This window comes from Sandarakinorhabdus glacialis (genome assembly GCF_014643455.1).
In the GTDB taxonomy this organism is placed as follows: domain Bacteria; phylum Pseudomonadota; class Alphaproteobacteria; order Sphingomonadales; family Sphingomonadaceae; genus Sandarakinorhabdus; species Sandarakinorhabdus glacialis.
The window spans coordinates 152,958-178,298 of record NZ_BMJM01000001.1 but is presented as its reverse complement, the minus strand read 5'-3'; the positions used below and the strand labels follow the sequence as shown (position 1 = coordinate 178,298).

Below are 25,341 nucleotides of genomic sequence, written 5' to 3'. Positions count from 1 at the left end.
TCACGCCGCCCGCTCCCGAATAACCGCCGCCGCAACCGTCGGACGCACCCCCAGCATATGACAAATCGCATAAGCCAGCTCCGCCCGGTTCAACGTGTAAAAATGAAAATGCCGAACCCCGCCGGCGTACAAGCGTCGGCACAGTTCCGCAGCCACGCTCGCCGCCACCAGCTGGCGCGCGGCAGGCTTGTCATCCAGCCCGGCAAACAGATGCGCCATCCACCCCGGCACATCGGTCCCGCACGGCACTGCCATCCGCTGCAACTGCGCAAAATTGCTCACCGGCAGGATCCCCGGCACCACCTCGGCGGCAATGCCCGCCGCCGCAACCTGGTCGCGAAACCGGAAAAACGTGTCCGGCTCGAAGAAAAACTGTGTGATCGCCCGCGTCGCACCCGCATCGAGCTTGGCCTTGAACGCATCCAGATCGGTCGTCAGATTGCCCGCCTCAGGATGAACCTCCGGATACGCACTCACCGAAATCTCGAAATCATGCAGCCGCTTCAACCCGGCCACCAGCTCCGCCGCCGAGGCATAACCATCTGCCCGCGGCTCGAACCGCCCGCCCTTCTCCGGCGGGTCCCCTCTTAAGGCGACAATATGCCGAACCCCCGCCTGCCAATAAGCATCGGCAATCGCATCGATATCGTCGCGGTTGGCATTGACGCAGGTCAGGTGCGCCGCCGCTGGAATCGCCGTCTCGCGCGCGATCCGCGCCACCGTGGAATGCGTCCGCTCGCGCGTCGAACCACCGGCACCATAGGTCACCGAGACGAACCGCGGCGCCAGCGGCGTCAACGTCTCGACCGACTCCCACAGCGTCTTCTCCATCGCTTCGGTCTTGGGCGGGAAAAACTCGAAACTCACCGCCACGTCGCCCGGCAGATCGGCATACAGCGGCGCACTCAGCGCCCGCGCCGCCTCGGTCATCTGTGCCCTTGAAAGCGTCATGCCGCCTGCCTCTCGCTCAATACCTGGCCCGGCGCGCGCGCCCCCAGCCACAATGTCACGCCCAGCGACCGGAGATCGCTCGCGTCGGGCGCCGGCAAATTCACCGCCACCGCCGCCGACAGCCCCACATCGCTCATCCAGCCAAGCACCTGCCCGTCGCCGAACCCCAGCCGCACATGCCGCTGCTGGACGCGCAATTCCTCACGCCCGTGCGGCATGAAATCGACGACCAGCAATCGCCCGCCCGGCGCCAGAAGTCGCGCCGCCTCGCCGATCACCGAAGCCGGATCATCGGCAAAATGCAGCACCTGGTGGAGCACCACCGTATCGGCACTGCCATCGCCGCCGGGCAGCGCATACATGTCGCCGCGCCGCACCTCGGCATTACGCAAGCCAGACGCCTCGATGCGCCCGCGCGCCAGCCGCAGCATCTCGGGACTTCGATCGATCCCCAGCGCCGCCGACGCCTGTCCGCCGAGCAATTCGATCATCCGTCCGGTCCCGGTCCCGACATCGACCAGCGCGCCCAGCTGCTCATCGCCAAGCGCCGAGACAATCGCCGCCTCGACGTCGCTCTCGGCAATATTCAGCGACCGCTCGCGATCCCAGGCCGCGGCATGCACCGCAAACCAGGCATCCGCCGCCGCCGCCCGCTCGGCGCGCACCACCGCCAGCCGCGCCTTGTCGGCGACACCCGCGTCGGCCGCCAGTGCATCCATCGCCGCCAGCACCGGCCCGGCAATCGCCATGGACCCGAGCCGCACGAACACCCACGCGCCTTCCTTGGCACGCTGCACCAGCCGTGCGTCGGCCAAGATCCTTATATGCCGCGAAACCCGCGGCTGGCTCTGCCCGAGCACCGCCGCCAGCTCACCGACCGACAATTCCATGCGCCGGACAAGCAGCAGTATCCGGACCCGACTAGGGTCCGCCAACGCCCGCAAAATGACCAGCAATTCGTCCATCCCCAAAGGGACATAAAGATATCTTTATATGTGTCAAGGCGCACATGCCTGTCTTCCCCCCTGGAGGGGGGAGGCGAGAGACGCGCCCTTGCGCGGCTCGGGTGGGGGTGTCCCCCCGCCGGGTGCAAAACGCCGCTCGCAAACCCGCGAGTCGATCGAAAAAACAAAGGGCGCCACCGCGCCCAGACTCTCAGCTCGACAAGCTGACCAAATGCCCTTGCGGGCGCGCCGCCCCGCGCCCGTTACCCGGCATCCGCCCGNGGTTGCTGACGTTCAACTTGCGCAAAATCGTCTTGATATGGACCTTGACCGTCGCCTCGGTGATATCGAGCCGCCACGCGATCGCCTTGTTGGCCTCGCCCTGCGCCACGCACCCCAGGATCTCGATCTCGCGATCCGACAGCCGGCCGCCCTGCGGCCCCGCCCGCCACATCTGGCCATCGCCCGCCGGCCGCAGCCCCGCCAGCCCGCCATAGGCCGACGCCGGCATGAACTTCTCGCCCATCATCACCAGCTTGAGCGCCTCGGTCATCGGCTCGCACGGCGTCGACTTGGCCAGATAACCATCGACCCCGGCGCTGAACCCCCGCGCCACCACCTCGAGCGTGCAATCGTCCGACAGGATCACCAGACGACTCGAAGCAAAGCGCCGCCTCAGCATCTCGCAAAATCCGACGTCCCGCTGCAAGTCATGGCTGTCGACGATGATCAACCGCGGCGCCGTCGCCGCCGGCTTGAGCAGCTCCTGCGCCGCTGCCTCGTCGGCCGACGCGATCGCCGTAAAGCCGATCTCCCCCAGGATGTGCTTCAACCCCTCGAACACCAGCACGCCGGCACCGATAATCAACACGTCCACGGTCTCACCGCCCGCTGCGGCGACCGGCCCACCAAAGCCATTTACGCTCATTGCCCACTCCCTCGACACGACGCAACACAACCGCGGCACAGGCCCCGGCTCAGCTCAACGCGACCCTTTTTAATCTACAGCTTGCAACAGTCTCGGTCTGTACGTTTTCCCAACGCAATACACGCCCGCTGGCGCACCCCGAAGGACTGGCGAAAACCTGCAAACCGACTCTGCAGCCGAAGTTATTCACAAGTTAACGTCATGCGGAAGGGCTAGCAATACCCCGAATTATCACCTGCATTTCATGAATCTACCATCTTGCACACAGCAATTTCGGCGATGCGCCGCACCGGATCCAATACCCCCCGGCACATCACGCCCGGCCTTCCCGAATCGCTGCTCGTCAAAGCAACAGCAGCGACCCGGGTCAGCCAAGGGATCAGGCCGAGACGACGGTCGGACGACCTCGACGAGCAGCAAAGCCGATCATGCCGAAGCCCATCAGCAACATCGCCCAGGTCGATGCTTCGGGCACCGACGAAATGGCAAAGTCATCGACTTCGAAGGCAAGGTTATCGCTGACGAAGCGGATGCCGGTCAGGTTCTCGCCGGCGCCGAGCGTGAAGAACGCCCGCACGTTGGTTGCCGGCGAACCCTGATTTCCCGTTGCCGGCGGCAGGCTGCCACCCAGGATCGTCTGGAAGACGTTGGCACCGTTCAGCAACTCGATCGAATTGTATGTGTCGATCGAGCCCCAGTAAAAGCTGAACGACTTGATCGGGTTGGAAAATCCGCTGAGGTCGAGCGTCGCCGCACCGCTGCTGCCCGAACCCGGAACCACAAGATACTGCGTGGTGTCGCCGAGCGGCGCAGCGCCAGTGCCGGACGTGCCGGTCACCAGGTTGAAATTGCCTGACAACTCCGGCGTCGCCTGGTTGAAGTCGAAAACGACCGATTCACCGGCACCCGGACCGACATCGGGGCCGGCAGTGGTGGTGTGCGTCGCTGCGTTCACGCTGGTCGCTAGTGCAATTGCGGCAACCGTTGCCAAGATGGTCTTCATGTATGCTCCCAAAACGCGGGACCTTCCGTCCCACGTTCATGGAGCAGCGACTTTCATGCCAACGACCTTGGCAATTAAGCGCCGCGTTGAGCCAATAATTAGGTCATCCAATACCTCTTTCTCGTCATATGGAGCGGACCAGGAACATTGCCGAACTGTAAAGAATCCTTACAGTTCGATAACCGCGCGAAAATATCCGGGTAGCGATGCGGCAATATACACCGCTTTGGTGCTTGTCGCCGCAACCGGACTGTGCGAGCCGGAACCGGCTTTGCTGCAAAGGTTCTCGATGCGCCGACTCGCCCGCTTTCCGGCTCTCAAGCTGGTCCCCGCCATCCTTCTCGCCGGCAGCGTCCTGCTCGCCGGCTGCGCCACGCCCCGCGCCGGTGGCCTCGAAGTCGCCGAGGCCGATCGTTGGGAGGGCACCAACCGCCGCGTCTACGCCTTCAACAAGAAAATCGATCGCTATGCGCTCAAGCCGATCTCCCAGACGTATCGCGCCGTCGTGCCCAAGGCGGCCCGCAACGGCATCACCAACGTCTACAGCACTTACGGCGAGCCGGCGAATTTCCTCAACGCCGTCCTTCAGGGCAAGATCAAGCAGGCCTTCCGCACCCTCGACCGCGCCCTGCTCAATGTCACGCTGGGCGTCGGCGGCCTCGGCGATGTTGCCACCGATCTCGGCCGCCCCGAGGAATCGGAGGATTTCGGCCAGACTTTCGCCGCCTGGGGCATCGAATCCGGCCCCTATATGGTCCTGCCGCTGTTCGGCCCCTCGACGCTGCGCGACAGCTTCGGCCTCGGCGCCGACATCTTCCTCGATCCTGCTGATTTCGCCCGCAACGCCGCCTTCAGCCCGAGCATCTACTGGCGCGCCGGCCAGATCGCCACGCGTCTCATAAACTTCCGCGCCCGCATAACCGAGCAGGGCGGCGATGCCCTCCTCGCCGACAGCCTCGACGAATACACGCTGGTCAAGTCGATCTACCTGCAGAACCGCCGCAGCGCGCTTTACGACGGCAACCCGCCACTCGACCCCGAAGATTCGGGCGAGACGGAGCTACCCGCCGATTTGCCCGCCGACCCCGCACCGGCAGCCCCCGCTCCCTCTCCGGCACCATGACCATGCACCGCATCGCCCTTCTCGCGTTCCTCGCCCTCACCGCCTGCGACAAGGACCCCGACAAGCGCACCACCGCCGCCGAATCGCAGGTTAGCGCCCACGCCGTCGCCGACGTCGACGCTGCAACCAATAAATCCTTGTCCTCCCCCTCAGCCGCAGGCGACGCCTCCGCGTCAACGGGGGAGGCGACTCGCGCTCCCTAGCGCAAACCCTTGTCCTCCCCCTCGAGGGGGGAGGCGACTCGCGCTCCTTGGCGCGGCGGGTGGGGGTGTCCCCCTCCCCGGACAACTCCCGCGTCACGGCAAGCGGCTAAGTCCCCCCAAAAAACCTACTTCAACAGCAGCTGCGCCCCCTTGCTCCGCACCGCCTTGCTGATCATCCCGCTCATGAACGAAAGCATCGCCGGCAGCTCGAAACTCGCCCGCACGAAACTGTCCTCAACATCGAGCGTCGCCGTCACCCGCTGCCCCATCGCCAGGATCTCGAGCACCAGCCGGTCGGCCGACGTCCAATTCGAATTCACTTCCGCCATCCCGCCCGGCAAATGCCCTGCCAGATCGCCGATCCGCGACCGCAATCGCTCGCGCGCCGCATCGCGTCCGATCGCATGGGGGATATCGACGACAGTAGGCTTGGTCATGCCCCGAACCTAGCCCAGCCGCTCCACAAGAAAAAGGGGCCGCAGGCGAACCCGCGACCCCCGATTTCTCAGGTAGCTGATCGTTTGGACTAGAAGTCCATCCCGCCCATGCCGCCCATGCCGCCGCCGCCCATGCCGGCCGCACCGCCCTTGTCGTCGGCAGGCAGCTCGGTGATCGCGGCTTCGGTCGTGATCAACAGCGATGCCACCGATGCTGCATCCTGCAGCGCCGTGCGAACGACCTTCGTCGGATCGATCACGCCCGCCAGGACGAGGTTCTCGTAGACGTCGGTCTGCGCGTTGAAGCCGATCTTGTCGTCATTGCCTTCGAGCAGCTTGCCCGAGACAACGGCGCCGTCATGACCGGCGTTCGCCGCAATCTGGCGAACCGGAGCGAACAGCGCGCGGCGAACGATGTCGACACCGCGGGTCTGGTCGTCGTTGGCGCCCTTGAGGCCTTCGAGAGCCTTGGTTGCGTACAGCAATGCCGTACCACCACCGGGGACGATGCCTTCTTCGACAGCGGCGCGCGTGGCGTGCAGGGCGTCGTCGACGCGATCCTTGCGCTCCTTGACTTCGACTTCGGTCGAACCACCGACCTTGATCACGGCAACGCCGCCGGCCAGCTTGGCGAGACGCTCCTGGAGCTTCTCCTTGTCATAGTCGCTGGTCGTGATCTCGATCTGCGCGCGGATCTGCTCGACCCGGCCCTTGATCGAATCGGCATCACCGGCACCATCGATGATCGTCGTGTTGTCCTTGTCGATGGTGACGCGCTTGGCTTCACCCAGCATCGGCAACGTGACGTTCTCGAGCTTGATGCCGAGGTCTTCGGAAATCATCTCGCCCTTGGTGAGGACGGCGATATCTTCCAGCATGGCCTTGCGGCGATCGCCGAAACCAGGTGCCTTGACCGCTGCAACCTTGAGGCCGCCGCGCAGCTTGTTGACGACCAGGGTCGCCAGGGCTTCGCCTTCGACGTCTTCGGCAATGATCAGCAACGGGCGCCCCGACTGGACGACAGCTTCGAGCACCGGCAGCAATGCCTGCAGGTTCGACAGCTTCTTTTCGTGGATCAGGATGTAGGGGTTGTCGAGCTCGACCTGCATCTTCTCGGGGTTGGTGATGAAGTAAGGCGACAGGTAGCCACGGTCGAACTGCATGCCTTCGACGACATCGAGTTCCGACTCCATGCCCTTGGCTTCTTCGACGGTGATGACGCCTTCCTTGCCGACCTTTTCCATGGCCTTGGCGATCATGTCACCGATTTCGCTCTCGCCATTCGCCGAGATCGTGCCGACCTGGGCGATTTCCGAGGTGCCGGCAACCGGCTTCGAACGCGCCTTGAGGTCTGCAACGACCTTGCCGACGGCCATGTCGATGCCGCGCTTCAGGTCCATCGGGTTCATGCCCGCTGCAACCGACTTCATGCCTTCGCGAACGATGGCCTGCGCCAGCACGGTCGCGGTGGTGGTGCCGTCGCCGGCAACATCGTTGGTCTTCGATGCGACTTCACGCACCATCTGCGCGCCGAGGTTCTCGAACTTGTCCTTGAGTTCGATTTCCTTGGCGACGGTAACGCCGTCCTTGGTGATGCGCGGAGCACCGAACGACTTCTCGATGACGACATTGCGGCCCTTTGGCCCCAAGGTCACCTTGACGGCGTCTGCAAGAATGTCGACGCCGCGCAGGATGCGCTCACGCGCGTCGCGGCCGAACTTTACGTCTTTGGCTGCCATGATTGATTCCTTCGTTTATACAGGGTTTGCGACTTCGGGTCTGGCTTAGCCAAGGATCCCGAGGATATCGCTTTCCTTCATGATGATCAGGTCTTCGCCGCCGACCTTGACCTCGGTGCCCGACCATTTGCCGAACAGGATCTTGTCGCCGGCCTTCACTTCGAGAGGATGGACGGTGCCATCATCGCCGCGCGCGCCGGTGCCGACGGAAACGACTTCGCCTTCCTGCGGCTTTTCCTTCGCCGTATCGGGAATGATGATCCCGCCGGCGGTCTTCTCTTCGGCTTCGACGCGGCGCACTAGCACCCGGTCGTGGAGCGGACGGAAAGTCATATAAGGCCCTCACTGTGGTTGAATTCGGCCCGTTGGCACTCACAACGCATGAGTGCCAACAGCGATGCGGCATATGTGCCCACCCCCGCCCAACGTCAACCCGGCCTCAAAAAAGTTCATATTTTCCGACTACGCATTCTGTGTTGGAAACGGCCCGACAGTTGAACGCGCGAATTTGCTAGACAGGGGGGCCAAGTGCTTTAATCATATGATAACGGCAACTAAAGGGGCCTAAAGAAGCGAAAAGCAGTGATCGTCGGCCTCTTGTCAATGGCAGCTGCGCCCTCATCTGCTCTTGTTCTTAAGGGATCCACTATACCGGACAGCTCAGGAACGATAAATCTCAATATCCCAGTCCCTCTTTATAGAAGCGGGATTCTCGATGTCTCCTTCGGACTGTCGAGCCAGCCACTAAATCCTACCATCTACTTTCTATCTGAATATAAGGAGTATTATGAAGACTACGATCCCAAAACTGGAAAATTTATTAGTAGCAACGAAATAGAGTTCATCGATGGATATGATTTTGCTGGACTTTTTAATCCTCTGACGAATACATATAGTAGGTCGCTCGATGTTCAAACCGGACGGGAAGCCTCACAATATCAAAATGACGTTAAGGTAAAGTATAGTGTAAGCACGGTAAAGCTCAGCTTTTTTGCTAGATACCAGTCCGAAACGCCAATAGAATGGATGCTAGACCTTTCAGGCCCGTCATCGGTTCCTGAACCAGCAAGCTGGACTATGCTTATTGTCGGGTTTGGAGCTATAGGGTTGAGTTTACGGCGTCGTCGGAACAACTTTACTAGCTGCCATGTGTAAATGTGCAAAAGAGTTGTGGCGCCACCAAATAATTGATGGTCACTACCCCATGATTTATCTATTGGTCCTTACCATTTAGAACGTGAAAGCAACCGCGCTCCGCTCTAAAAGAGCGCTGCCGCATACTCGATCATCTCAAATTGAAACCTTGTCCCCAACCCGGACCCCAGCCTTCGCCGCTTCCCCCGCATTCAACTCGATCACCCCCGAAGCGATCCCGTTAGAATCGATCATCATCCGCGACATCGGCTTGGCATTGCTCGTCACGCTGAGCACACGCTTGTCCGGACCGACAAAGATCAAATCCAGCGACAGCGGCGTGTTCTCCATCCAGAACGTCGCCGATCGCGGTGTTTCGAACGGAAACCACATGCCCTCCGTCCGCTTCATCGCCTTGCGGAACATCAATCCGCACGCCTGCTGGTCCGCCGTTGCCGCCACTTCCAGGTCATACCGGAACTTGCCCTTGGCGGTCGCCAGCACCGCCGGCACCGTCCGCAACCCGGTATTCGGGCACGACGGCCCGCTCGTCGCTCCTGCCGCCGGGACGGCCGCCAAGGCCGCCGGAACCGCCACCATCAGCATCGCCGCGGTAACGCCCACACCCCGCAAGATCATCCGGCAGCACCCTCGGCCGCACCTGCGGCTACCGTCATATGCCCGCCAACCATATGCGCGGCAATCGCCATCGGCATCTCGAAGACGGCTGCGGCCATCGGTCCGCGCGCCAATTCGATCACCGGCGCAACCGCCAGCACCCCGACCGCCGGCGCCACCGACTGGCGCGCCTCGATTTCGACCGCCAGCGGCCCCTTGTGCCCCGGCGCCACCCGCGCCATCAACGGCTGGCCGGGGATCAACTCGACCAGGCCCGATCGCCGCACTGTCTCCATATGGACGAAAATATCCTCGACCGATCCCGGCCGCGTGACAAAGCCATAGCCTTTCAATCGGTTGAACCATTTGACGATGACGACTTCCGACTCTCCCGCCACCGCCATCATCACCCGGGGATCGACCCGGTCGGCAGCGCGCTCGATCACCATCTCGGGATCGGGGCCGATCGCGGTCGACAAGTCGATTTCCATGATCCGCCGCGCCTGGCGCCCGCGATCGCGCGCCACCACCGTGCACGTCAGCGTCGCCCCCTCCGGCAACGTCCGCCGCCCGCATTCGCGCAGCACCGTGAAATGCACCAGCACATCGGGGCCATCGTCCTCCGGCACCAGGAATCCGTAACCCCGGACCGGATCGAACCACTTGACCGAACCCCGCACCACAACTTCGTCGACCGCCGCCCCCGGCAGTACGACGTCCTGCGTCTCACCCGTCATGCTCAACCCCCCGACGCAACATTTCGGCACTGTATGCTTGCACTATTGCACATCATCACATCCGCAACAGAAGATTTCAACTCCGCAATGAATTGCGCGACTGTCGGCACGCCTGGGACAGCGCCGCGCCAGTGGCGGTCGGGACAAACTTTGGCTAAAGCTGGTCAATCAGCCCCGCGGAGCAGACCAAGATGGAAATGAACGGCGACGTCCTGATCGCAGCCCCCCGTCCCCGCGTCTGGGCGGCGCTCAACGATCCCCAGGTTCTCGCGCGCTGCATCGACGGTGTCGAGACCCTGACCCGCGTCACTGGCGACGACGGCGAACGCTTCGAAGGCAAGATGAACGCCCGCGTCGGCCCGGTCCGCGCCACCTTCACGGGCCAGGTCACCCTCGTCGATATCGTCGCCCCCGAAAGCTATCGCCTCGTCGGCGAAGGCAAGGGCGGCGTCGCCGGTTTCGCCAAGGGCGAGGCCGCCGTCAGCCTCGCGGAAACGACGCCTGAAACCACGACGCTGTCCTATACCGTCAAATCGAGCGTCGGCGGCAAGCTCGCGCAACTGGGCGCCCGGCTGATCGAAGGCACGGCCAAAACCTACGCCGAAACCTTCTTCGCGCGCCTTAAGGCCGAAGTCGAATCCGCCGACATACCCGCCGCAGCCCCGCCAATTGCTGCAAACAGTCCCGAAACCGCCCCGGCACCCGCCCCCGAAGCACCCGTCATGCCCCATTCCAAGGTCGAAAAGGGTGGCATTTCTCCCCTCGTCTGGGGTGGCCTGCTGATCCTCGCCGTCCTCGCCTTCCTGCTCTGGCAATGGCGTTAAAGGAGCGCTGAAAATGGCCGTCGACGACCTTTCGACCCTGCTCACCGCCCGCGACTGGCTCCGCGCCGGCCACAAGGTATCGCTGGCAACCGTAATGGAAACATGGGGTTCCGCCCCGCGTCGTGCCGGCAGCCACCTCGCCATCCGCGATGACGGCCTGTTCGAAGGCTCGGTCAGCGGCGGCTGCGTCGAAGGCGATGTCGTCACCGAAGCCCTCGCCCTCACAACCGGCGCCACCCGCCTCGAATACGGTGTCGCCGACGAAACCGCCTGGCAAGTCGGCCTCGCCTGCGGTGGCAGGATTTCCGTTCTAGTCCAGAGAGTTGCGGACGACGGTTTTTCCTCGGCATTGATCGACCGCCTCGAATCCGCCGCCATTTCCGGTGACGCCGTCACCCTCACCACCAACCCCGAATCCGGCCAGACCACCGAATCTACCGGGCAAGGTTTCGACCGCAGCTATCCCCCGCCCCGCCGCCTCGCCATAATCGGCGCCGTCCACATCGCCCAAGCCCTTGTTCCGCTTGCCAGAAATCTTGGCATCACGCCGACAGTCATCGACCCGCGCGGACTCTTCGCCGCCGACGCCCGCTTCGCCGGTCTCGACCTCGACCGCCGCTGGCCCGACGACGCGCTAAGTGACTGGAAACCCAACGCGGCCAGTGCAATCGTCGCCCTCACCCACGATCCCAAGCTCGACGACGTCGCCCTCGCCGCCGCCCTCGCCTCCCCCGCCTATTACATCGCCGCGCTCGGCAGCCGCAAAAACCACGCCGCCCGCCTCGCCCGCCTCGCCGCCCAAGGCTCTGACGAAGCCCAGCTTTCCCGCATCCACGGCCCCGCCGGCCTCGCCATCGGCGCCGCCGACCCTGCCGAAATCGCCCTCAGCATCGCCGCCCAGATGACCGCCGCCTGGCGGGGCGCCCTCATCCAGAAGTGATCTTCGCCACCGTCCCCCTCGCCCAGGCCGAAGGCGGCATCCTCGCCCACTCGCTCCTCATCGCCGGCACCCGCTGGCCCAAGGGCCGCCACATCACCGCCGCAGACATCGCCCAAGCGGCGAGCGCCGGCCTGCAAACCCTTGTAATCGCCCGCCTCGATCCAACCGACATCGGCGAAGACCAGGCCGCCGCCCATCTCGCCGCCGCCCTCGCCGGCACCAACCTCACCCCCCTCCCCGCCGCCCACGGCCGCGCCAACATCGCCGCCACCGCCGCCGGCATCCTCACCCTAGACCCGCAAATGGTCGCCGCCATCAACACCCTCGACGAAGCCCTGACACTCGCCACCCTTGCCCCCGGCACCCGCGTCGCCGCCGGCGAGATCATCGCCACCGTCAAGGTCATCCGCTACGCCGTCACCGCCGAAACCCTCGCCGCCGCCACCGCCGCGGCCGCCCCCCTCACCCTCGCCGCCTTCCGCCCGCTGACGATCGCGCTAGTCTCGACAACCCTCGCAGGAACCAGCGAAAAACTCCTCGCCAAAACCGAAAAAGTTACAAGAAACCGTGTCGAAGCAATGGCTTGCACAATGACCACCCTGCCCCACGTCGCTCACGAAACCGCCGCCCTCGCCGTCATCCTCGCCCAGCCCCACCCCGCCGACATCCTCCTCATCGCCGGCGCCTCCGCCACCGTCGACCGCGCCGACGTCATTCCCGCCGCCATCATCGCCGCCGGCGGCCATATCGAGCGCCTCGGCATGCCCGTCGATCCCGGCAACCTCCTCTGCCTCGGCACCCTCCACGGCCGATCGGTCATCGGCCTGCCCGGTTGCGCCCGCTCGCCCAAGCGCAACGGCTTCGACGTCGTCCTAGAGCGCCTCGTCGCTGGCCACACCGTCACCAGCCACGACATCGCCATGATGGGCGCCGGCGGCCTCCTCCCCGAAGCCGAGCGCCCGCAACCCCGCGCCAAATCTCCCCCCGGCCCCGTCGGCGCCATCATCCTCGCCGCCGGCCGCTCCAGCCGCATGGGCAACGACCACAAATTGCTCGCTGATTGGCGCGGCAAGCCCCTTGTCGCCCATGTCGCCGACGCCATCGCCGACGCCGGGCTTCCGCCTCCCGTCATCGTCCTCGGCGCCCGCGCCGACGAGGTCCGCGCCGCGCTCGGCAACCGCCCCGCCATCTACACGGTCGCCGCCGACTACGCCGAGGGCCTCAGCCGCTCGCTCCGCACCGGGCTCGCCGCCGTCCCCGCCACCTGGAGCGCCGCCCTCATCTGCCTTGGCGACATGCCCCGCGTCGAGGCGTCGTTGCTCCGCGCCCTCGCCGCCGCCCCCGGCGATGTCGCTCTCCCGGTCTGGAACACCCGCCGCGGCAACCCCGTCCGCTGGTCGCGCCGTCATTTCGCCCGGCTGACGGCGCTCGAAGGCGATATCGGCGGCAAGGCCGTCCTCGCCGACGCCATCGACCTTACCGAAGTCCCCGCCCCCAGCGACGCCGCCCTCGACGACATCGACACCCCCGCCGCCCTCGCAGCCCTGCAAGCCCGCGAGAGCTGACCTGTTCTTGTCCTCCCCCTCGAGGGGGGAGGCGAGAGACGCGCCTTCGCGGCCCGGGTGGGGGTGAACCGTCCTCCACCAACAACACAGACTGTCCTACACGCCCCATTTCCACTAAGCCGCGATCACGCCGCGCCGCTCTTTGACATCGTCAGCAAGGCCACCACCACCGCACAAAAACCGCGGCGAAGCCAAAAACCGTACAAAGTGGAAAATGCGGAAAATGCGGAAAATGTTAACTATTGACCATTTTCCTCAAGCTGCTGCAACCACGCGATAATTGCCGTCTCCAGCCGTATCCGCGCATCCGACCAGCCATGGTCCGTTGCCACCCGCACCGCCGTCACGTTCTTGCCACCCGCCGCCCGAACTGCCGCCACCAGCCCATCGCTCTGCTCCGCCAGCCCGTCATCCGAGCTCAGCACCAGCAGCGGCAACCGCGCCAACCCCGCCGCCCCGGCCTGCGCCCGGTTCGCCGCCGCACCCGCCGCCAGTTCATCCGCCATCATCTCCGGCGACGTCCCCGCCAAAGTCTCGGCGTTGCCCGCCGCCAGTGCCACCAGGTCCTTGCGCGGCAAGCCACCGACCAATCCCAGGTCGCCCATCGAAATCGTGATCGCCCCCAACAGCGCCGGGTCTTTCGCCGCTGTCAGCGCCGTCGCCCAACCACCCATGCTGTGCCCCGCCAACACGATCCGCCGCGGATTGACCCCCAGTTTCTCGACATTTTCCGGCACCCGCAAAAACGCCAGCATCGCCGCCGCATCTTCCGGCACCTGCGCAAAACGAAACGAGCCCGGGCTGCCCCAGCTACCGCGATAGTTGAACGTCACCGCATTCCACCCGGCCCGCCGCACCGCCTGCGCCAGGTCGAGGTTCTTCTCGTTGCCCGGCCACCCATGCGCGATCACCAATGTCGGATGCGGCCCCGCGCCCGCCGCCAGATACGCGACCCCGTTGATGGCGACACCCCCCGACGGAACATGAAGGACCTCCATCCGCGCCGGATGCACGGCATCACGCGGCGGATCTGCCGAAATCGCCAGCGGCAAGTCTCGGCCCATCGTTCCCGTCGCCGGCAAAGCCAGAACCAGCGCAAACCACAATATCCGCATGATCGTTCCCCGTTTCGAACCAGCCTAGCTGTTCCCGTTACGACCAGATAGGCTGGCAACAATCAAACGGGGAGCAGCCAGGCCATGAGCCAAAAACCGACAGTCTCGCAGGACATGATCGATCTCTACGATCGCTTCACCCATGGCAACGGCAGTACCAGCCGCCGCGATCTCATAGCCGGCATCGCCCGTCTCGCCGGCAGCGTCGCCGCCGCTACCGTGCTGCTCCCGCTCATCGAGGCACGCGCCGAGGCGGCCTCGCTGACCGCCGAAACCGACCCGCGCCTGGTCATCGACCGCATGTCGTTCGCCATGACCGGCGGACGCCGCATGACCGGCTATATGGTCCAGCCCAAGGGCGGCACTGATCGCCTGCCAAAGGTCATGGTCATCCACGAAAATCGCGGCCTCACCGAACATATCCGCGACGTCACCCGCCGGCTGGCCCTTGCCGGCCATGTCGCCTTCGCCCCCGATTTCCTGACTTCGGTCGGCGAAACCCCGCGCACCGGCGACGGCACCATGTCGGCTGACGACATCGCCCGCACGATGATCGGCCAGCTCGATCGCGGCATGGTCATCAAGGACGGCGTCGGCAGCCTCGAATGGTTCGAAGGCTTCAACCACGGCAAGGGCATTCCCGGCGCGATCGGCTTTTGCTGGGGCGGCGGCCTCGTCAATTCGCTTGCCATCGCCGCCGGCAGGAAACTGCGCGCCGGTGTCGCCTATTACGGTCCCGCCCCCGCCGACCTGACCGATGTCCCGCGCATCAAGGCCCGGCTGATGATGCATTATGCCGGGCTCGACGAACGCATAAATGCCGGCGCCCCGGCGTGGGAAGCGGCATTGAAGGCCGCCGGCGTCAGGTTCGAGGCCCGCCTCTATCCGGGCGTCAACCACGCCTTCAACAACGACACCTCGGCAGCGCGCTTCAACGCGGCCGCTGCCCATCTCGCATGGGACCGGACGCTGGCCTGGCTCAAGCTATAATCGCTATTGCCTGCATTTGCAGATAGTTTACCATAGCCGGCCATGAACAACACCGTCATCCGGCCCACCGGCAGTCCGGCGGGCATAACCGATTGCACCGCCGCAAAGGTGCGTCGGCTGGCCCGCAAGGTTACCCAGATCTACGACGAGGAACTGGCGCCGCACGGGCTGACCGTCGGCCAGATCGGGCTGCTCGCCAGCTTGCGGCGGACAGAGGGCGTTGCCATCGGCATGCTTGCCGACAGGCTCTCGGCCGATGCTTCCACAGTATCGCGATTGCTCAAGCCGATGCTGTCGGCAGGCTATCTGGCTGTCGATCCTGACCCCGAGGACGGCCGCACCCGGCTCGTCCGGCTAACGGACACGGGCTACGAACGTCGCCGCCTCGCTGCTGCCGGTTGGGCAGCAGCACAGGACAAGGTGCGCGCCGCGCTCGGCGATGGCCGGCTGGCGGCATTGCGCTTCATTCTCGACGACGCTCACCAGCATTTGTGATGATTGCCAACCACTGAACTTTGCCAGATTATCTGCAATTACACCTGATCTGTTGAAAGACCGCTTATGCCGCCTCTCGCCGCCGCCGACCTTGCCGCCCTTTCCGGACTGACCCTTATGCAGGGCATGATCGAGGGTCGCTTCCCTCGTATCCCGTTCGGCGAGCTGATGACCATGCGCTGCGGCAGCGCCGGCGAAGGCTGGATGGAATTCCTCGGCGAACCGGGGCCGCAACACTATAACCCGATGGGCACCGTGCACGGCGGCTATGCCGCGACTTTGCTCGACAGCTGCATGGGCTGTGCTGTCCACACCACGCTCGCCGCCGGCGTCGGCTTCACCACCATCGACCTCAACATCACCTATCTGAAGGCGATGAACGCGGGCACCGGCCAGGTCACCGCCCGCGGCGAAGTCATCACCAGCGGCCGCCGCATCGCCACCGCGCGCGGCACCCTCACCGACAGCGCGGGCCGCCTGCTCGCCACCGGCATCACCACCTGCCTCGTCTTTTCAGTTGGCGAGGCAAGGCCCGGAACCCGCTGATCATTGAAAGGAGCAACCATGCCAGGCGCAGCCATCATCATCGGCGCGGGTGACGCCACCGGCGGCGCCATCGCCGCCGCCTTCGCCCGCGACGGCCTTGTCGCCGTTCCGGTCCGCCGCACCGCCGAAGCACTCGCGCCGCTCGCCGAGCGCATCGCCGCCGAGGGCGGCCGATGCCTGTCGATCGGCACTGACGCCCGCGACGAGGATGCCATGATCGCCCTGTTCGACCGCGTCGAAGCCGAGGTCGGCCCGGTCGAGGTAGCGGTCTTCAACATCGGCGCCAACTCGCCGATGAGCATCCTAGAGGAAACCGCCCGCCGCTACCGCAAGATCTGGGAACTCTGCGCGCTCGGCGGCTTCCTGATGGCGCGCGAGGCCGCCCGGCGCATGGTACCCCGCGAACGCGGCACCATATTGTTCACCGGCGCCACGGCCAGCGTCCGCGGTGGCGCCGGCTTCGCCGGCTTTGCCGGCGGCAAGCACGCGCTCCGCGCCCTGGCACAAAGCTGCGCCCGCGAGCTCGGGCCAAAGGGCATCCACGTCGGCCATATTGTCGTCGACGGCGCCATCGACACCGATTTCATCCGGTCGCAGTTTCCGGAGCGCTACGCCCGGAAGGCCGATGCCGGCATTCTCGATCCTGAACACATCGCCGCCAATTACGTCATGCTCCACCACCAGCCGCGCGACGCCTGGACCCACGAACTCGACCTGCGTCCGTGGAGCGAAAAATTCTAGCAAGGGGAGGCCATGATGCCCAAAACCATCGAATTCCTGTTCGACGTCGGTTCGCCGACGACCTATCTCGCCCACCGCCGCCTGCCGGCGATCGCGGCGCGTACCGGCGCCAGTCTCGACTACATCCCGGTATTGCTCGGCGGCATCTTCAAGGCGACGGGCAACGCGCCGCCGGGGCTGGTCGCGGCGCGCGGCCAATGGATGAACATCGACATGGCGCGCTATGCCGCCCGCGAAGCCATCACGCTGCAGCACAATCCGGACTTCCCAATCAACACCATCACCATGATGCGCGTGCTCACCGGCGCGCGCGGGACGCCCGATTTCACGCCGTTGGTCGAGGCGCTATTCTCGGCGATGTGGGAATTTCCCCGCAACCTGTCCGATCCGGAAACACTCAAGGCAACGCTCACCGCCGCCGGCTTCGATCCCGACACGCAACTGGCCCGAGCCGGCGGCCCGGAAGTCAAGTCTGCGCTGATCAAGGCCACCGAATATGCCGTATCGCGCGGCGCGTTCGGCGCACCGACATTCTTTGTGGGCGACGAAATTTTCTTTGGCCAGGACCGGCTCGACTGGGTCGAGAAGGCCGCCGCCTAAGCTCCAAAAAAAAGCCCGGCGGATTGCTCCGCCGGGCCTGATCTGTCAGCCAGTTCCGCTTAGTTGCGGTTGCCCATCATGTGGAGCAGGAACTGGAACATGTTGATGAAGTTGAGGTAAAGCGTCAGCGCGCCCATGATCGCCGTCTTGCCCATGATGTCGCTGCCCTGGACCTGGAAGTACAGGTTCTTGAGGCGCTGCGTGTCGTAGGCGATCAGGCCAGCAAAGATCAGCACGCCGATGATGTTGATGCCGAGCTGCAACGGACCCGACTTGAAGAAGAAGTTGGCGAACATCGCGACGATCAACCCGATCAGGCCCATCACCAGGAACTTGCCCATCGCAGACAGGTCACGCTTGGTGGTGTAACCGTACAGGCTGAGCCCAGCGAACGCTGCTGCCGTCACGAAGAATGTCTGCGCGATCGAAGCGCCGGTATAGACGATGAAGATCGTCGACATCGAGACGCCCATCAGGGCCGCAAAGCCATAGAAACACAGTTTCAGCGTGCTCTCCGACAGCTTGTTCATGCCGAAGTTCATGACGAGGATCAAAGCCAGCGGCGAAAGCATCGCCACCCAACCGAGGATCGTCGGACCCATCGCGCCGTTCGCCTTCACGGCAAAGAACACCGCCAGCAGCGCCGGGGTGTTGGCGACGAGGTACGCAATCGCACCGGTCATCAACACGCCTGTCGCCATGTAGTTGTAAACGGACAGCATATACGCACGCAGCCCTGCGTCGAAGCCTGCAGTTGCGTCGTCCGCGGGTCGGACGCCTGCGAAGCGGGGGTCCACCTGGTTGGCCATCAATTCCTCCTGCCACCGGCACAAACGCCGGGATCCCGATTAATATCGTGGATATCTGCGAAAACTTCAATGGCGGATGATGACGAGATGGTAATCAAAGATCGCGGAACACCACGTTAGGCCGCGCCGACAACGCCCGCCACGAACCGACCAGCCCAAGAACGACCGTGACGACCCCGCCGACGACGACCGTGGCAACCACGGGCAACCACTCCGGCGCCCATTCGAGCTTGAACACCTGCGTCACCGTATACCAGCCCGCCCCCGCCCCGAGCACCAGCGCCAGCACCGCCACGATTGCCGCCAGCGCGCCATATTCGGCCAATGTCGCCAGCGCCACCTGGCGCCGGGTCGCGCCGAGCATCTTGAGCAGGACCGAGTCATAAGTTCGCGCCCTGGCCCCGGCCGCCAGCGCGCCGATCAGCACCGCGATGCCCGCCGCGACAGTCACCGAGGCCGCAGCCCGGATTGCACTCCCCAACTGCTGCAAAAGTTCTCCGACCTGCCCCAGAACATCCTTCACACGTACCACCGACGTGGTCGGAAACGACCGGCCGATAGCCGCCTGAACCCCTTTTTCTCCCGCCGCCGGCACCGACAGCGTCGCCATCCAGCTATGCGGCGCCGCCTCCAGCGTGCCGGGCGCAAACAGGATGGCAAAGTTGAAACCCAGCGATTGCCAGTCGATCTTTCGCGTATTGGCGATCGTCCCCGTCACCTCGACTCCCAGCACCGAGACCGTGATCGCATCGCCGATCTTGAGATTGAGGGCCTTGGCGGCTTCGTCATCGAGTGAGATCAGCGGCGGCCCGGCATAGTCCTTCGGCCACCATTTACCGCTGACCAGGACATTATTCGGCGGGAAATAAGCCGCATAGCTAAGCCCGCGATCACCGCGCAGGATCCACGCATCCGGTGAAGTATTGAGCTCGCTGACAGGGATGCCCTTCACCGCCGTCACCGGGCCGCGCAGCGACGGCACCAGCGTTTGTCCCGCGCCGGGCGAAGCCTTCTCGACAACACCCTGAAATCGCTGCAAATCTTCGTTGGGAATATCGATGACAAAAAAGCTCGGCGCACGGTCGGGCAATGTCCGATTGATCTGCCCCGAAAAGTTCGTCTCGATCACTGCCAACGTCGAAAACAACGTCAGCCCCAGTCCGAGCGCGACGATCAACTGCCGGGTCTGCGCGCCCGGCCGATGCAGGTTCGACAACGCCAGCCGCGCCAGCGTCCCCTTCGGTCGCGGTGCCCGTGCCGCCGCCCAGCGTACCAGCGCTGCCAGTGCCCAAAGCAGCGCGATCAAACCCAGCGCCGCGCCGACAAAACCCAATACAAACAGTCGGTCCGTCGCATTCAGCACGGTTATTCCGACAATCGTCAAGCCCGCACCCGCCATGGTGGCGATCGTCGCCGCACCCGGCCGATCGCGGCGCTCGGTAATGCTGCGGAACAACCGCGCCGCCGGCATCCGCGCCGCCTGCGCCAGCGGCCACAGCGCGAATGCCAGCGCGATCAGCAGCCCATATGCGCCGGCGGTCACCAGCGCCATCCATTGCGGCCGCAGTGAAGGCGGCACCGGCAAGCTATCGGCCGCGAATTGTACCACGATCCAAGGTGTGGCCGCGCCGATAGCAAGCCCGATGATGACAGCGCCGATCGTTACCAGCCCGATCTGCCACAGGTAAGTTGCTCGGATCGTTGCAGTATCGGCTCCCAAGGTTTTGAGCGTCGCAATCGTCTTGGTCTTGCCGCCAAGATACGCACTGACGCCCCCGGCGACACCGACGCCCGCCACCACAAGTGCCGTCAACCCGACAAGCGTCAGGAACTGGCCGAGCCGATCGACGAAACGCCGGGTACCGGGCGCGCCGTTGCTGCGATCCTGGTACTGGAATCCAACATCGGGAGCCGCCTTCTCGAGCCCCTTGACGACCTCGGCGGGCGCTGCATTTGCCGGCAGCCGGATGCGATAGTGACTGCGGTACAAGCTGCCAGGTTCGAGCAGGCCGGTCGCCGCGAGGTCCGCCAGCGGCACGATAATCCCTGGCCCAAACCCGAGCCCTTCTCCTGCCTTGTCAGGCTCTTGTCCGATGATGCCAGCAACCGTGAAGACGGCGTTGCCGATCGAAATCCGATCGCCGCGCGCGAGCTTGAGCCGGTCCGCGAGCGCCGGATCGATTGCTGCGCTGCCCGGTGCCAGCGTCGATCCGCCCGCAATCGTGAAACGTCCATAGAGCGGCCACTTGGCATCGACTGCCTTCAACTCGACAAGCAGGCGCTCGTCATTGCCCTCGCGGCCAGCCATTGCACGCAGACGGACGGTCTCGGACACGACACCTGTGGCGTCAAGCCTGGCACGCTCCTGCGGGCTTGCCGGGCGGCTGGTAAGCGACGCCTCGACGTCGCCGCCAAGGATAAGCTGGCCGCGTTCGCTAAGGCCTTGCGTAATGGCAGACGCCAGGCTCCCTACCCCCGCCAACGCGGCGACGCCGAGGATCAGGCAGATGGCAAGCAGGCGCAGGCCGACAAGCCCGCCGCGCAGTTCGCGCAAGGCAAGGCGCAGTGGGAGGTTCAAGCGGCAGGGTCGGCGAAGACTTCGGCGAGCAAAACGGTCATCGATTTCCATGACCTGCGGTCGGAGGCGGGATCATATTCGATGCCGCCGGCGGGGTTGTTGGCGGCAGGGAAGGTGAAGGCGTGGCGGGTCTGGCCATAAGCATGGATCTGCCAGTCGGCGCCTGCTGCTTCCAGTTCGTGAGCAAGCGCCACGGTGGCGTCTGGCGGGGTGATGGGATCGATCCAACCATGCAATACCAGCACCTTGGCGGCGATTTTTGGCTGTTCGCCGATCGATGGGGGGGAATAACTGCCGTGAAAGCTGACGGCGGCCTTGATCAACGGCGTTGCCGAACGTGCCAGATCAAGAGCGCAGAGGCCGCCGAAGCAATAGCCGATGATGGCGATGCGCGACCGGTCGACCCGTTCGTCCGCCGCGGCGGCTTCGACGGCGGCGAGCAGGCGACTGCGCAGGGCCGTACGGTCCTGCATCCAGGGCGCCATCAGGGCGCTGTTATCGCTCGTCAATCCGCCGCGCACGCCTTTGCCGTAGACGTCGATGGCGATGCCGATATAGCCGAGCGCGGCAAGCTTGTCGGCGATTTCAGTATCGGCCGATGATTGCCCGGCCCAATTATGGGCGATGAGAACCGCGGGGTGCGGGCCGGCGCCCGGGGGGACGGCGATATAGCCTTCGCACGGCGCGTTGCCATCGGAATAGGCGAATATTGTCATGGTGTTGCTGCGGACTATTCAGCAACGGCGAGTTCGGCGAAGTGCCGCTGGTCGCGGATGATGTGGCCGTCCTTCATCTCGATGATCCGGTCACAGCGGGCGGCGAGTGCGGCGTCGTGGGTGATGAGGATTAGTGTTGCGCCGGTTTCGGTCAGGCGGTCGAACAACAGTTCGACGACAGAATTGCCGGTGGCTTCGTCAAGGTTTCCAGTGGGTTCGTCGGCAAAGATCAGCGCCGGGCGGGCGGCGATGGCGCGGGCGAGACCGACGCGTTGTTGCTCGCCGCCGGACAGCTCGGTCGGGTAGTGATCGATGCGATGACCGAGGCCGACGCGTTCGAGTTCGGCGCGAGCCTTGGTCTCGGGATCGGAAATGCCTGCAAGTTCAAGGGGTATTGCGACGTTTTCGACGGCTGTCATCGTCGGGATCAAGTGGAAAGCTTGTAACACGATGCCGATGCGGCCGCGGCGGGCGCGGGCCAGGCCGTCCTCGTCGAGGGCGGAGAAGTCGGCGCCGGCGATCAGGACCTTGCCGGAGGTGGCGCGCTCGAGGCCGGAGAGCACCGCCATCAGTGACGATTTGCCCGAACCCGATGGTCCCAAAATCGCAAGTCGTTCATCTTGCTCGACTTTCAGGCTGACGCCGCGGAGAACGTCGACGGCGGCAGTGCCCGATCCGAAGCGGAGGGTGACATCGCGAGCGTCGATCACGATATTGCTGGTCATGCGGCTCCCGGAGAATCGAAGATGACGTCTGTATTACGCCGATATGGCGGTTTTGTTTGGGTTTACCAGTTGGCGTTGGCGATTGGACTGTTTTCGTTGCCGCAGGTGGCGGCGGCGAAGACAGTGTTGGCATTCGGCGACAGCTTGATGGCGGGGTACCAGTTGCGGCCGGGCGAGGGGTTTGCACCACAGTTACAGGCAGCCTTTAGGGCCAAGGGACGCGACGTAGTCGTTGTGAATGCTGGGGTTTCCGGCGACACGACGGTGCAGGGCAAGGCGCGGGTCAAGTGGGTTCTTGCGGGGATGAAAGTCAAACCGGATCTGGTGATCCTGGAGCTTGGAGCCAACGACATGTTGCGGGGGCAATCGCCGGCGGCGGCGAAGGCGAACCTCGATGCGATGATTTCGGCGTTCGAGGCGACGGGGGTGCGGGTTATCCTTGCCGGGATGCTGGCCCAGCCAAATCTGGGGGCGAAATACGTCAAAGAGTTCAATGCCTTGTATCCGGCTTTGGCGAAGCAGCGCGGGGTCGCTTTCTATCCGTTCTTCATGGACGGGGTGGCGGCGGTGCCGGGGCTGCAGTTGGGGGATGGGCTGCATCCGACGCCGAAGGGGGTGAAGGTCATTGTCGGCAAGATCTTGCCGCTGGTGATGCGTGAGCTGGATCGGAAATAATCGTTTGTGATCAGGTTGTTCGCTGCAATCGAGCTGCCACTTGCGGTGCGGGATGCGCTGCTGTCGGCGATGGGCGGCATCGCCGGGGCGCGGTGGCAGAATGACGACCAGCTGCATTTGACGTTGCGCTTTATCGGCGAGGTGGATCGCCACCAAGCTGCTGATATTGCTGCCGCTTTGGGATCGGTTCGGGTGGTGCCGTTTGAGATCTCGCTTGGCGGAGTCGGTACTTTTGACCGGCGGGAGCAGATCGATACGCTTTGGGTCGGGGTGACGCCGGCGGCGCCGGTTGCGGAGCTGGCGAAGCGGGTTGACCAAGCGCTGTTGCGGATCGGCATGCCATTGGAAACGCGGGCTTTCCTGCCGCATATCACCGTCGCGCGGTTCGGGCGGACGATGGGGTCAGTGGGGGGGTTTCCGCTGGTGCCGCTGCCGGTTGCGCCGTTCGTGGTGAATGGTTTTGCGCTTTGGGAAAGCCGGTTGACGATCGAGGGTGCCGACTACCGGATCGTTGAGCGATATCGGGGTTTTTGAGGGTGTTGGGGAGACTGCGGCGGGGTGTTTTGCACCCCGCCGCCGGTCGATTTTCACCCTGAAACCGGATTTGGCGGGTATTTGGCCGGTATGTTTCAGGCGGCGGCGGTTTCGAGGTCCTTGAAATTGAGGATCGGCTTGCGTGCCGCGCCGGTTTCATCGAGGCGGCGGCGCGGGGCGAGGTGCGGGGAGGTCCGCCACGCATCCGGATCGGCGAGCATCTTTTCGGCGATCGATCGCATCGCACCGATGAGCTGGTCGAGGCTGGCTTTCGATTCGGTCTCGGTCGGTTCGACCAGCATGGCGCCGTGGACCACCAATGGGAAATACATCGTCATCGGGTGGAACCCCTCGTCGATCATGGCCTTGGCGAGGTCCAGGGTCGTCAGCCCGGTTCCGGCGAGGAAGTCGTCGGAGAACAGCGCCTCGTGCATGCACGGTCCCGAGGCGGCGAAGGGCGCGGTATAGACGTCCTTGAGGCTGGCGAGGATGTAGTTGGCGTTTAGGACGGCGTCCTCGGCGACCTGGCGCAGACCGTCGGCGCCGTGGCTCATCATGTACGCCAGCGCCCGGACGAACATGCCCATCTGGCCGTGGAAGGCGACCATGCGGCCGAAGCTGCGATCGTGGTCCTTGCTGTTGCGGGCCTGCATTTCCTCGACGAGTTCGAAGCCGTCCTTGGTCTTGCGGACGAACGGCAGCGGCGCGAACGGTGCGAGGGCATCGGAGAATACCACCGGGCCTGAACCTGGCCCGCCGCCGCCGTGGGGGGTGGAGAAGGTCTTGTGAAGATTGATGTGCATGGCATCGATGCCGAGGTCGCCGGGGCGGACGCGGCCGACGATGGCGTTGAAGTTGGCACCGTCGCAATAGACGAAGGCCCCCGCCGCATGGACCGCGGCGCAGATGTCGATCATGTCGGGTTCGAACAGCCCGCAGGTGTTGGGGTTGGTGATCATCACCGCCGCGACATCCGGCCCGAGGCGCGCCTTGAGCGCTTCGGTGTCGACACGGCCGCGCGCGTTGGCGGGGATGTTTTCGACGGCGTAACCACAGAATGCGGCCGTCGCCGGGTTGGTGCCGTGGGCCGATTCGGGGACCAACACCACCGAGCGGGCGTCGCCGCGAGCTTCGAGCGCGGCGCGGATGGCGAGCATGCCGCAAAGTTCACCATGGGCCCCGGCCTTGGGGCTCATCGCGACTTCGGGCATTCCCGTCAGCGTCTTGAGCCAGGTGGCGAGCGTGTCGATGAGCTGGAGCGCGCCCTGGACGGTCGACTGGGGTTGCAGCGGGTGAATGTCGGCGAAGCCCGGCAGCCGTGCCATTTTTTCATTAAGGCGCGGGTTGTGCTTCATCGTGCACGAACCCAGCGGGAAGATGCCGAGATCGATGCCGTAGTTCTGGCGCGACAGGCGGGTGTAGTGGCGGACGGTTTCGGGTTCCGACAGCCCGGGCAACCCGATGGGGTCGGCGCGGCCGAGGCCGGCGAGGCGATCCTGGACGACCGGGATTTCGGGGAGATCCACGCCGCAGCGATCAAGCGCGCCGCGTTCGAAGAGCAAGGGCTCCTCGAGCATCAGGCCGCGGTTGCCGGTGTAGGTTTCGGTTACGGCGCCGGTGCCAGCGATGCGCGTTACGCGGCCGACGGAGTTCATCGGAGAAGGATTTTGG

Annotated in this window: 28 protein-coding genes; 13 read left to right on the top strand and 15 right to left on the bottom strand. The window is 64.5% G+C overall.

The features are described from left to right. The 4 genes from metF to IEW98_RS00925 all read right to left on the bottom strand — a co-directional run bounded on the left by metF (position 1) and on the right by IEW98_RS00925 (position 3,826). Positions 1-951 (bottom strand): methylenetetrahydrofolate reductase [NAD(P)H], encoded by a 951-nt coding sequence (metF, locus tag IEW98_RS00940; RefSeq protein ID WP_188761051.1) that lies wholly within the window; start codon positions 949-951, stop codon positions 1-3. Further along, positions 948-1,916, bottom strand: coding sequence for an ArsR/SmtB family transcription factor (locus IEW98_RS00935; RefSeq protein WP_188761050.1), 969 nt, complete (start codon positions 1,914-1,916; stop codon positions 948-950). The genes metF and IEW98_RS00935 overlap by 4 nt, the downstream gene beginning before the upstream one ends. A 190-nt stretch (positions 1,917-2,106) precedes the next feature. Next, on the bottom strand, positions 2,107-2,349 hold the full coding sequence (locus IEW98_RS16990; RefSeq protein ID WP_443096437.1) for a helix-turn-helix domain-containing protein: 243 nt from the start codon (positions 2,347-2,349) through the stop codon (positions 2,107-2,109). An 853-nt stretch (positions 2,350-3,202) separates the two neighbouring features. Then, complete coding sequence (locus IEW98_RS00925; RefSeq protein ID WP_188761048.1) at positions 3,203-3,826, bottom strand: Npun_F0296 family exosortase-dependent surface protein; 624 nt, start codon at positions 3,824-3,826, stop codon at positions 3,203-3,205. A gap of 289 nt (positions 3,827-4,115) precedes the next feature. Here IEW98_RS00925 and IEW98_RS00920 point away from each other — a divergent pair, with 289 nt between their 5' ends. Beyond that, entirely contained in the window at positions 4,116-4,949 is an 834-nt protein-coding gene (locus IEW98_RS00920; protein ID WP_188761047.1) for an MlaA family lipoprotein, read from the top strand. Then, a complete protein-coding gene (locus tag IEW98_RS00915) occupies positions 4,946-5,152 on the top strand; it encodes a hypothetical protein (RefSeq protein ID WP_188761046.1) in 207 nt (68 codons plus the stop codon). The genes IEW98_RS00920 and IEW98_RS00915 overlap by 4 nt, the downstream gene beginning before the upstream one ends. Positions 5,153-5,277: 125 nt before the next feature. Here the strand turns inward: IEW98_RS00915 and IEW98_RS00910 are convergent, their stop codons facing one another. From IEW98_RS00910 to groES, 3 genes are all read right to left on the bottom strand, one after another. Beyond that, complete coding sequence (locus tag IEW98_RS00910; protein ID WP_188761045.1) at positions 5,278-5,589, bottom strand: polyhydroxyalkanoic acid system family protein; 312 nt, start codon at positions 5,587-5,589, stop codon at positions 5,278-5,280. Between the two features lie 89 nt (positions 5,590-5,678). Continuing rightward, a complete protein-coding gene (groL, locus tag IEW98_RS00905; RefSeq protein ID WP_188761044.1) occupies positions 5,679-7,328 on the bottom strand; it encodes a chaperonin GroEL in 1,650 nt (549 codons plus the stop codon). 45 nt (positions 7,329-7,373) lie between these two features. Continuing rightward, positions 7,374-7,661, bottom strand: coding sequence for a co-chaperone GroES (gene groES, locus IEW98_RS00900; protein WP_152576673.1), 288 nt, complete (start codon positions 7,659-7,661; stop codon positions 7,374-7,376). A 249-nt stretch (positions 7,662-7,910) separates the two neighbouring features. Here groES and IEW98_RS00895 point away from each other — a divergent pair, with 249 nt between their 5' ends. Continuing rightward, complete coding sequence (locus tag IEW98_RS00895) at positions 7,911-8,483, top strand: PEPxxWA-CTERM sorting domain-containing protein (protein WP_243450489.1); 573 nt, start codon at positions 7,911-7,913, stop codon at positions 8,481-8,483. A 135-nt stretch (positions 8,484-8,618) separates the two neighbouring features. Here IEW98_RS00895 and IEW98_RS00890 read toward each other — a convergent pair whose 3' ends face one another. Then, entirely contained in the window at positions 8,619-9,101 is a 483-nt protein-coding gene (locus IEW98_RS00890; protein WP_188761043.1) for a DUF192 domain-containing protein, read from the bottom strand. After that, positions 9,098-9,817 (bottom strand): cold shock domain-containing protein, encoded by a 720-nt coding sequence (locus IEW98_RS00885; RefSeq protein ID WP_188761042.1) that lies wholly within the window; start codon positions 9,815-9,817, stop codon positions 9,098-9,100. Before IEW98_RS00885 ends, IEW98_RS00890 begins: the two co-directional genes overlap by 4 nt. Before the next feature lie 197 nt (positions 9,818-10,014). On the opposite strand from IEW98_RS00885, the gene IEW98_RS00880 reads away from it, so the two are divergent. Genes IEW98_RS00880 through IEW98_RS16670 form a run of 3 tightly spaced genes read left to right on the top strand, consistent with a single transcriptional unit; the run spans position 10,015 to position 13,146 of the window. After that, positions 10,015-10,641, top strand: coding sequence for an SRPBCC family protein (locus tag IEW98_RS00880; protein WP_188761423.1), 627 nt, complete (start codon positions 10,015-10,017; stop codon positions 10,639-10,641). Between the two features lie 13 nt (positions 10,642-10,654). Continuing rightward, on the top strand, positions 10,655-11,581 hold the full coding sequence (locus IEW98_RS00875) for an XdhC family protein (protein WP_188761041.1): 927 nt from the start codon (positions 10,655-10,657) through the stop codon (positions 11,579-11,581). Then, the gene (locus IEW98_RS16670; RefSeq protein ID WP_188761040.1) at positions 11,578-13,146 is read left to right on the top strand and encodes an NTP transferase domain-containing protein; all 1,569 of its coding nucleotides are present in this window, start codon (positions 11,578-11,580) and stop codon (positions 13,144-13,146) included. Before IEW98_RS00875 ends, IEW98_RS16670 begins: the two co-directional genes overlap by 4 nt. 239 nt (positions 13,147-13,385) lie before the next feature. Here the strand turns inward: IEW98_RS16670 and IEW98_RS00865 are convergent, their stop codons facing one another. Further along, positions 13,386-14,261: an alpha/beta hydrolase family protein gene (locus tag IEW98_RS00865; protein WP_243450488.1), complete on the bottom strand. Its 876-nt coding sequence runs from the start codon at positions 14,259-14,261 to the stop codon at positions 13,386-13,388. Between the two features lie 84 nt (positions 14,262-14,345). Between IEW98_RS00865 and IEW98_RS00860 the strand changes: the two genes are divergently transcribed. From IEW98_RS00860 to IEW98_RS00840, 5 genes are all read left to right on the top strand, one after another. Beyond that, positions 14,346-15,251 carry a dienelactone hydrolase family protein gene (locus tag IEW98_RS00860; protein WP_188761039.1) on the top strand — a complete coding sequence of 302 codons (906 nt, stop codon included), beginning with the start codon at positions 14,346-14,348 and terminating at the stop codon, positions 15,249-15,251. A gap of 42 nt (positions 15,252-15,293) precedes the next feature. Next, positions 15,294-15,746: a MarR family winged helix-turn-helix transcriptional regulator gene (locus tag IEW98_RS00855; protein ID WP_188761038.1), complete on the top strand. Its 453-nt coding sequence runs from the start codon at positions 15,294-15,296 to the stop codon at positions 15,744-15,746. A gap of 66 nt (positions 15,747-15,812) precedes the next feature. After that, positions 15,813-16,292, top strand: a complete 480-nt coding sequence (locus tag IEW98_RS00850; RefSeq protein WP_188761037.1) for a PaaI family thioesterase — start codon at positions 15,813-15,815, stop codon at positions 16,290-16,292. An 18-nt stretch (positions 16,293-16,310) separates the two neighbouring features. Further along, positions 16,311-17,033, top strand: coding sequence for an SDR family NAD(P)-dependent oxidoreductase (locus IEW98_RS00845; RefSeq protein WP_188761036.1), 723 nt, complete (start codon positions 16,311-16,313; stop codon positions 17,031-17,033). Positions 17,034-17,045: 12 nt separating this feature from the next. After that, complete coding sequence (locus IEW98_RS00840) at positions 17,046-17,633, top strand: 2-hydroxychromene-2-carboxylate isomerase (protein ID WP_207792464.1); 588 nt, start codon at positions 17,046-17,048, stop codon at positions 17,631-17,633. A 59-nt stretch (positions 17,634-17,692) separates the two neighbouring features. On the opposite strand, the gene IEW98_RS00835 is transcribed toward IEW98_RS00840, so the two are convergent. From IEW98_RS00835 to IEW98_RS00820, 4 genes are all read right to left on the bottom strand, one after another. Next, positions 17,693-18,442: a Bax inhibitor-1/YccA family protein gene (locus IEW98_RS00835; protein WP_188761035.1), complete on the bottom strand. Its 750-nt coding sequence runs from the start codon at positions 18,440-18,442 to the stop codon at positions 17,693-17,695. A 94-nt stretch (positions 18,443-18,536) separates the two neighbouring features. Then, positions 18,537-21,020, bottom strand: coding sequence for an ABC transporter permease (locus IEW98_RS00830; RefSeq protein ID WP_243450487.1), 2,484 nt, complete (start codon positions 21,018-21,020; stop codon positions 18,537-18,539). Then, positions 21,017-21,736 (bottom strand): dienelactone hydrolase family protein, encoded by a 720-nt coding sequence (locus tag IEW98_RS00825; RefSeq protein ID WP_188761033.1) that lies wholly within the window; start codon positions 21,734-21,736, stop codon positions 21,017-21,019. Before IEW98_RS00825 ends, IEW98_RS00830 begins: the two co-directional genes overlap by 4 nt. Before the next feature lie 14 nt (positions 21,737-21,750). Next, a complete protein-coding gene (locus tag IEW98_RS00820) occupies positions 21,751-22,461 on the bottom strand; it encodes an ABC transporter ATP-binding protein (protein ID WP_188761032.1) in 711 nt (236 codons plus the stop codon). Here IEW98_RS00820 and IEW98_RS00815 point away from each other — a divergent pair. Next, positions 22,357-23,136, top strand: coding sequence for an arylesterase (locus tag IEW98_RS00815; RefSeq protein WP_243450486.1), 780 nt, complete (start codon positions 22,357-22,359; stop codon positions 23,134-23,136). The genes IEW98_RS00820 and IEW98_RS00815 overlap by 105 nt on opposite strands. Positions 23,137-23,142: 6 nt before the next feature. After that, the gene (gene thpR, locus IEW98_RS00810) at positions 23,143-23,670 is read left to right on the top strand and encodes an RNA 2',3'-cyclic phosphodiesterase (RefSeq protein WP_188761030.1); all 528 of its coding nucleotides are present in this window, start codon (positions 23,143-23,145) and stop codon (positions 23,668-23,670) included. Positions 23,671-23,765: 95 nt separating this feature from the next. Here thpR and gcvPB read toward each other — a convergent pair whose 3' ends face one another. Beyond that, positions 23,766-25,325, bottom strand: coding sequence for an aminomethyl-transferring glycine dehydrogenase subunit GcvPB (gcvPB, locus tag IEW98_RS00805; RefSeq protein ID WP_188761420.1), 1,560 nt, complete (start codon positions 25,323-25,325; stop codon positions 23,766-23,768). Positions 25,326-25,341: the final 16 nt, after the last annotated feature.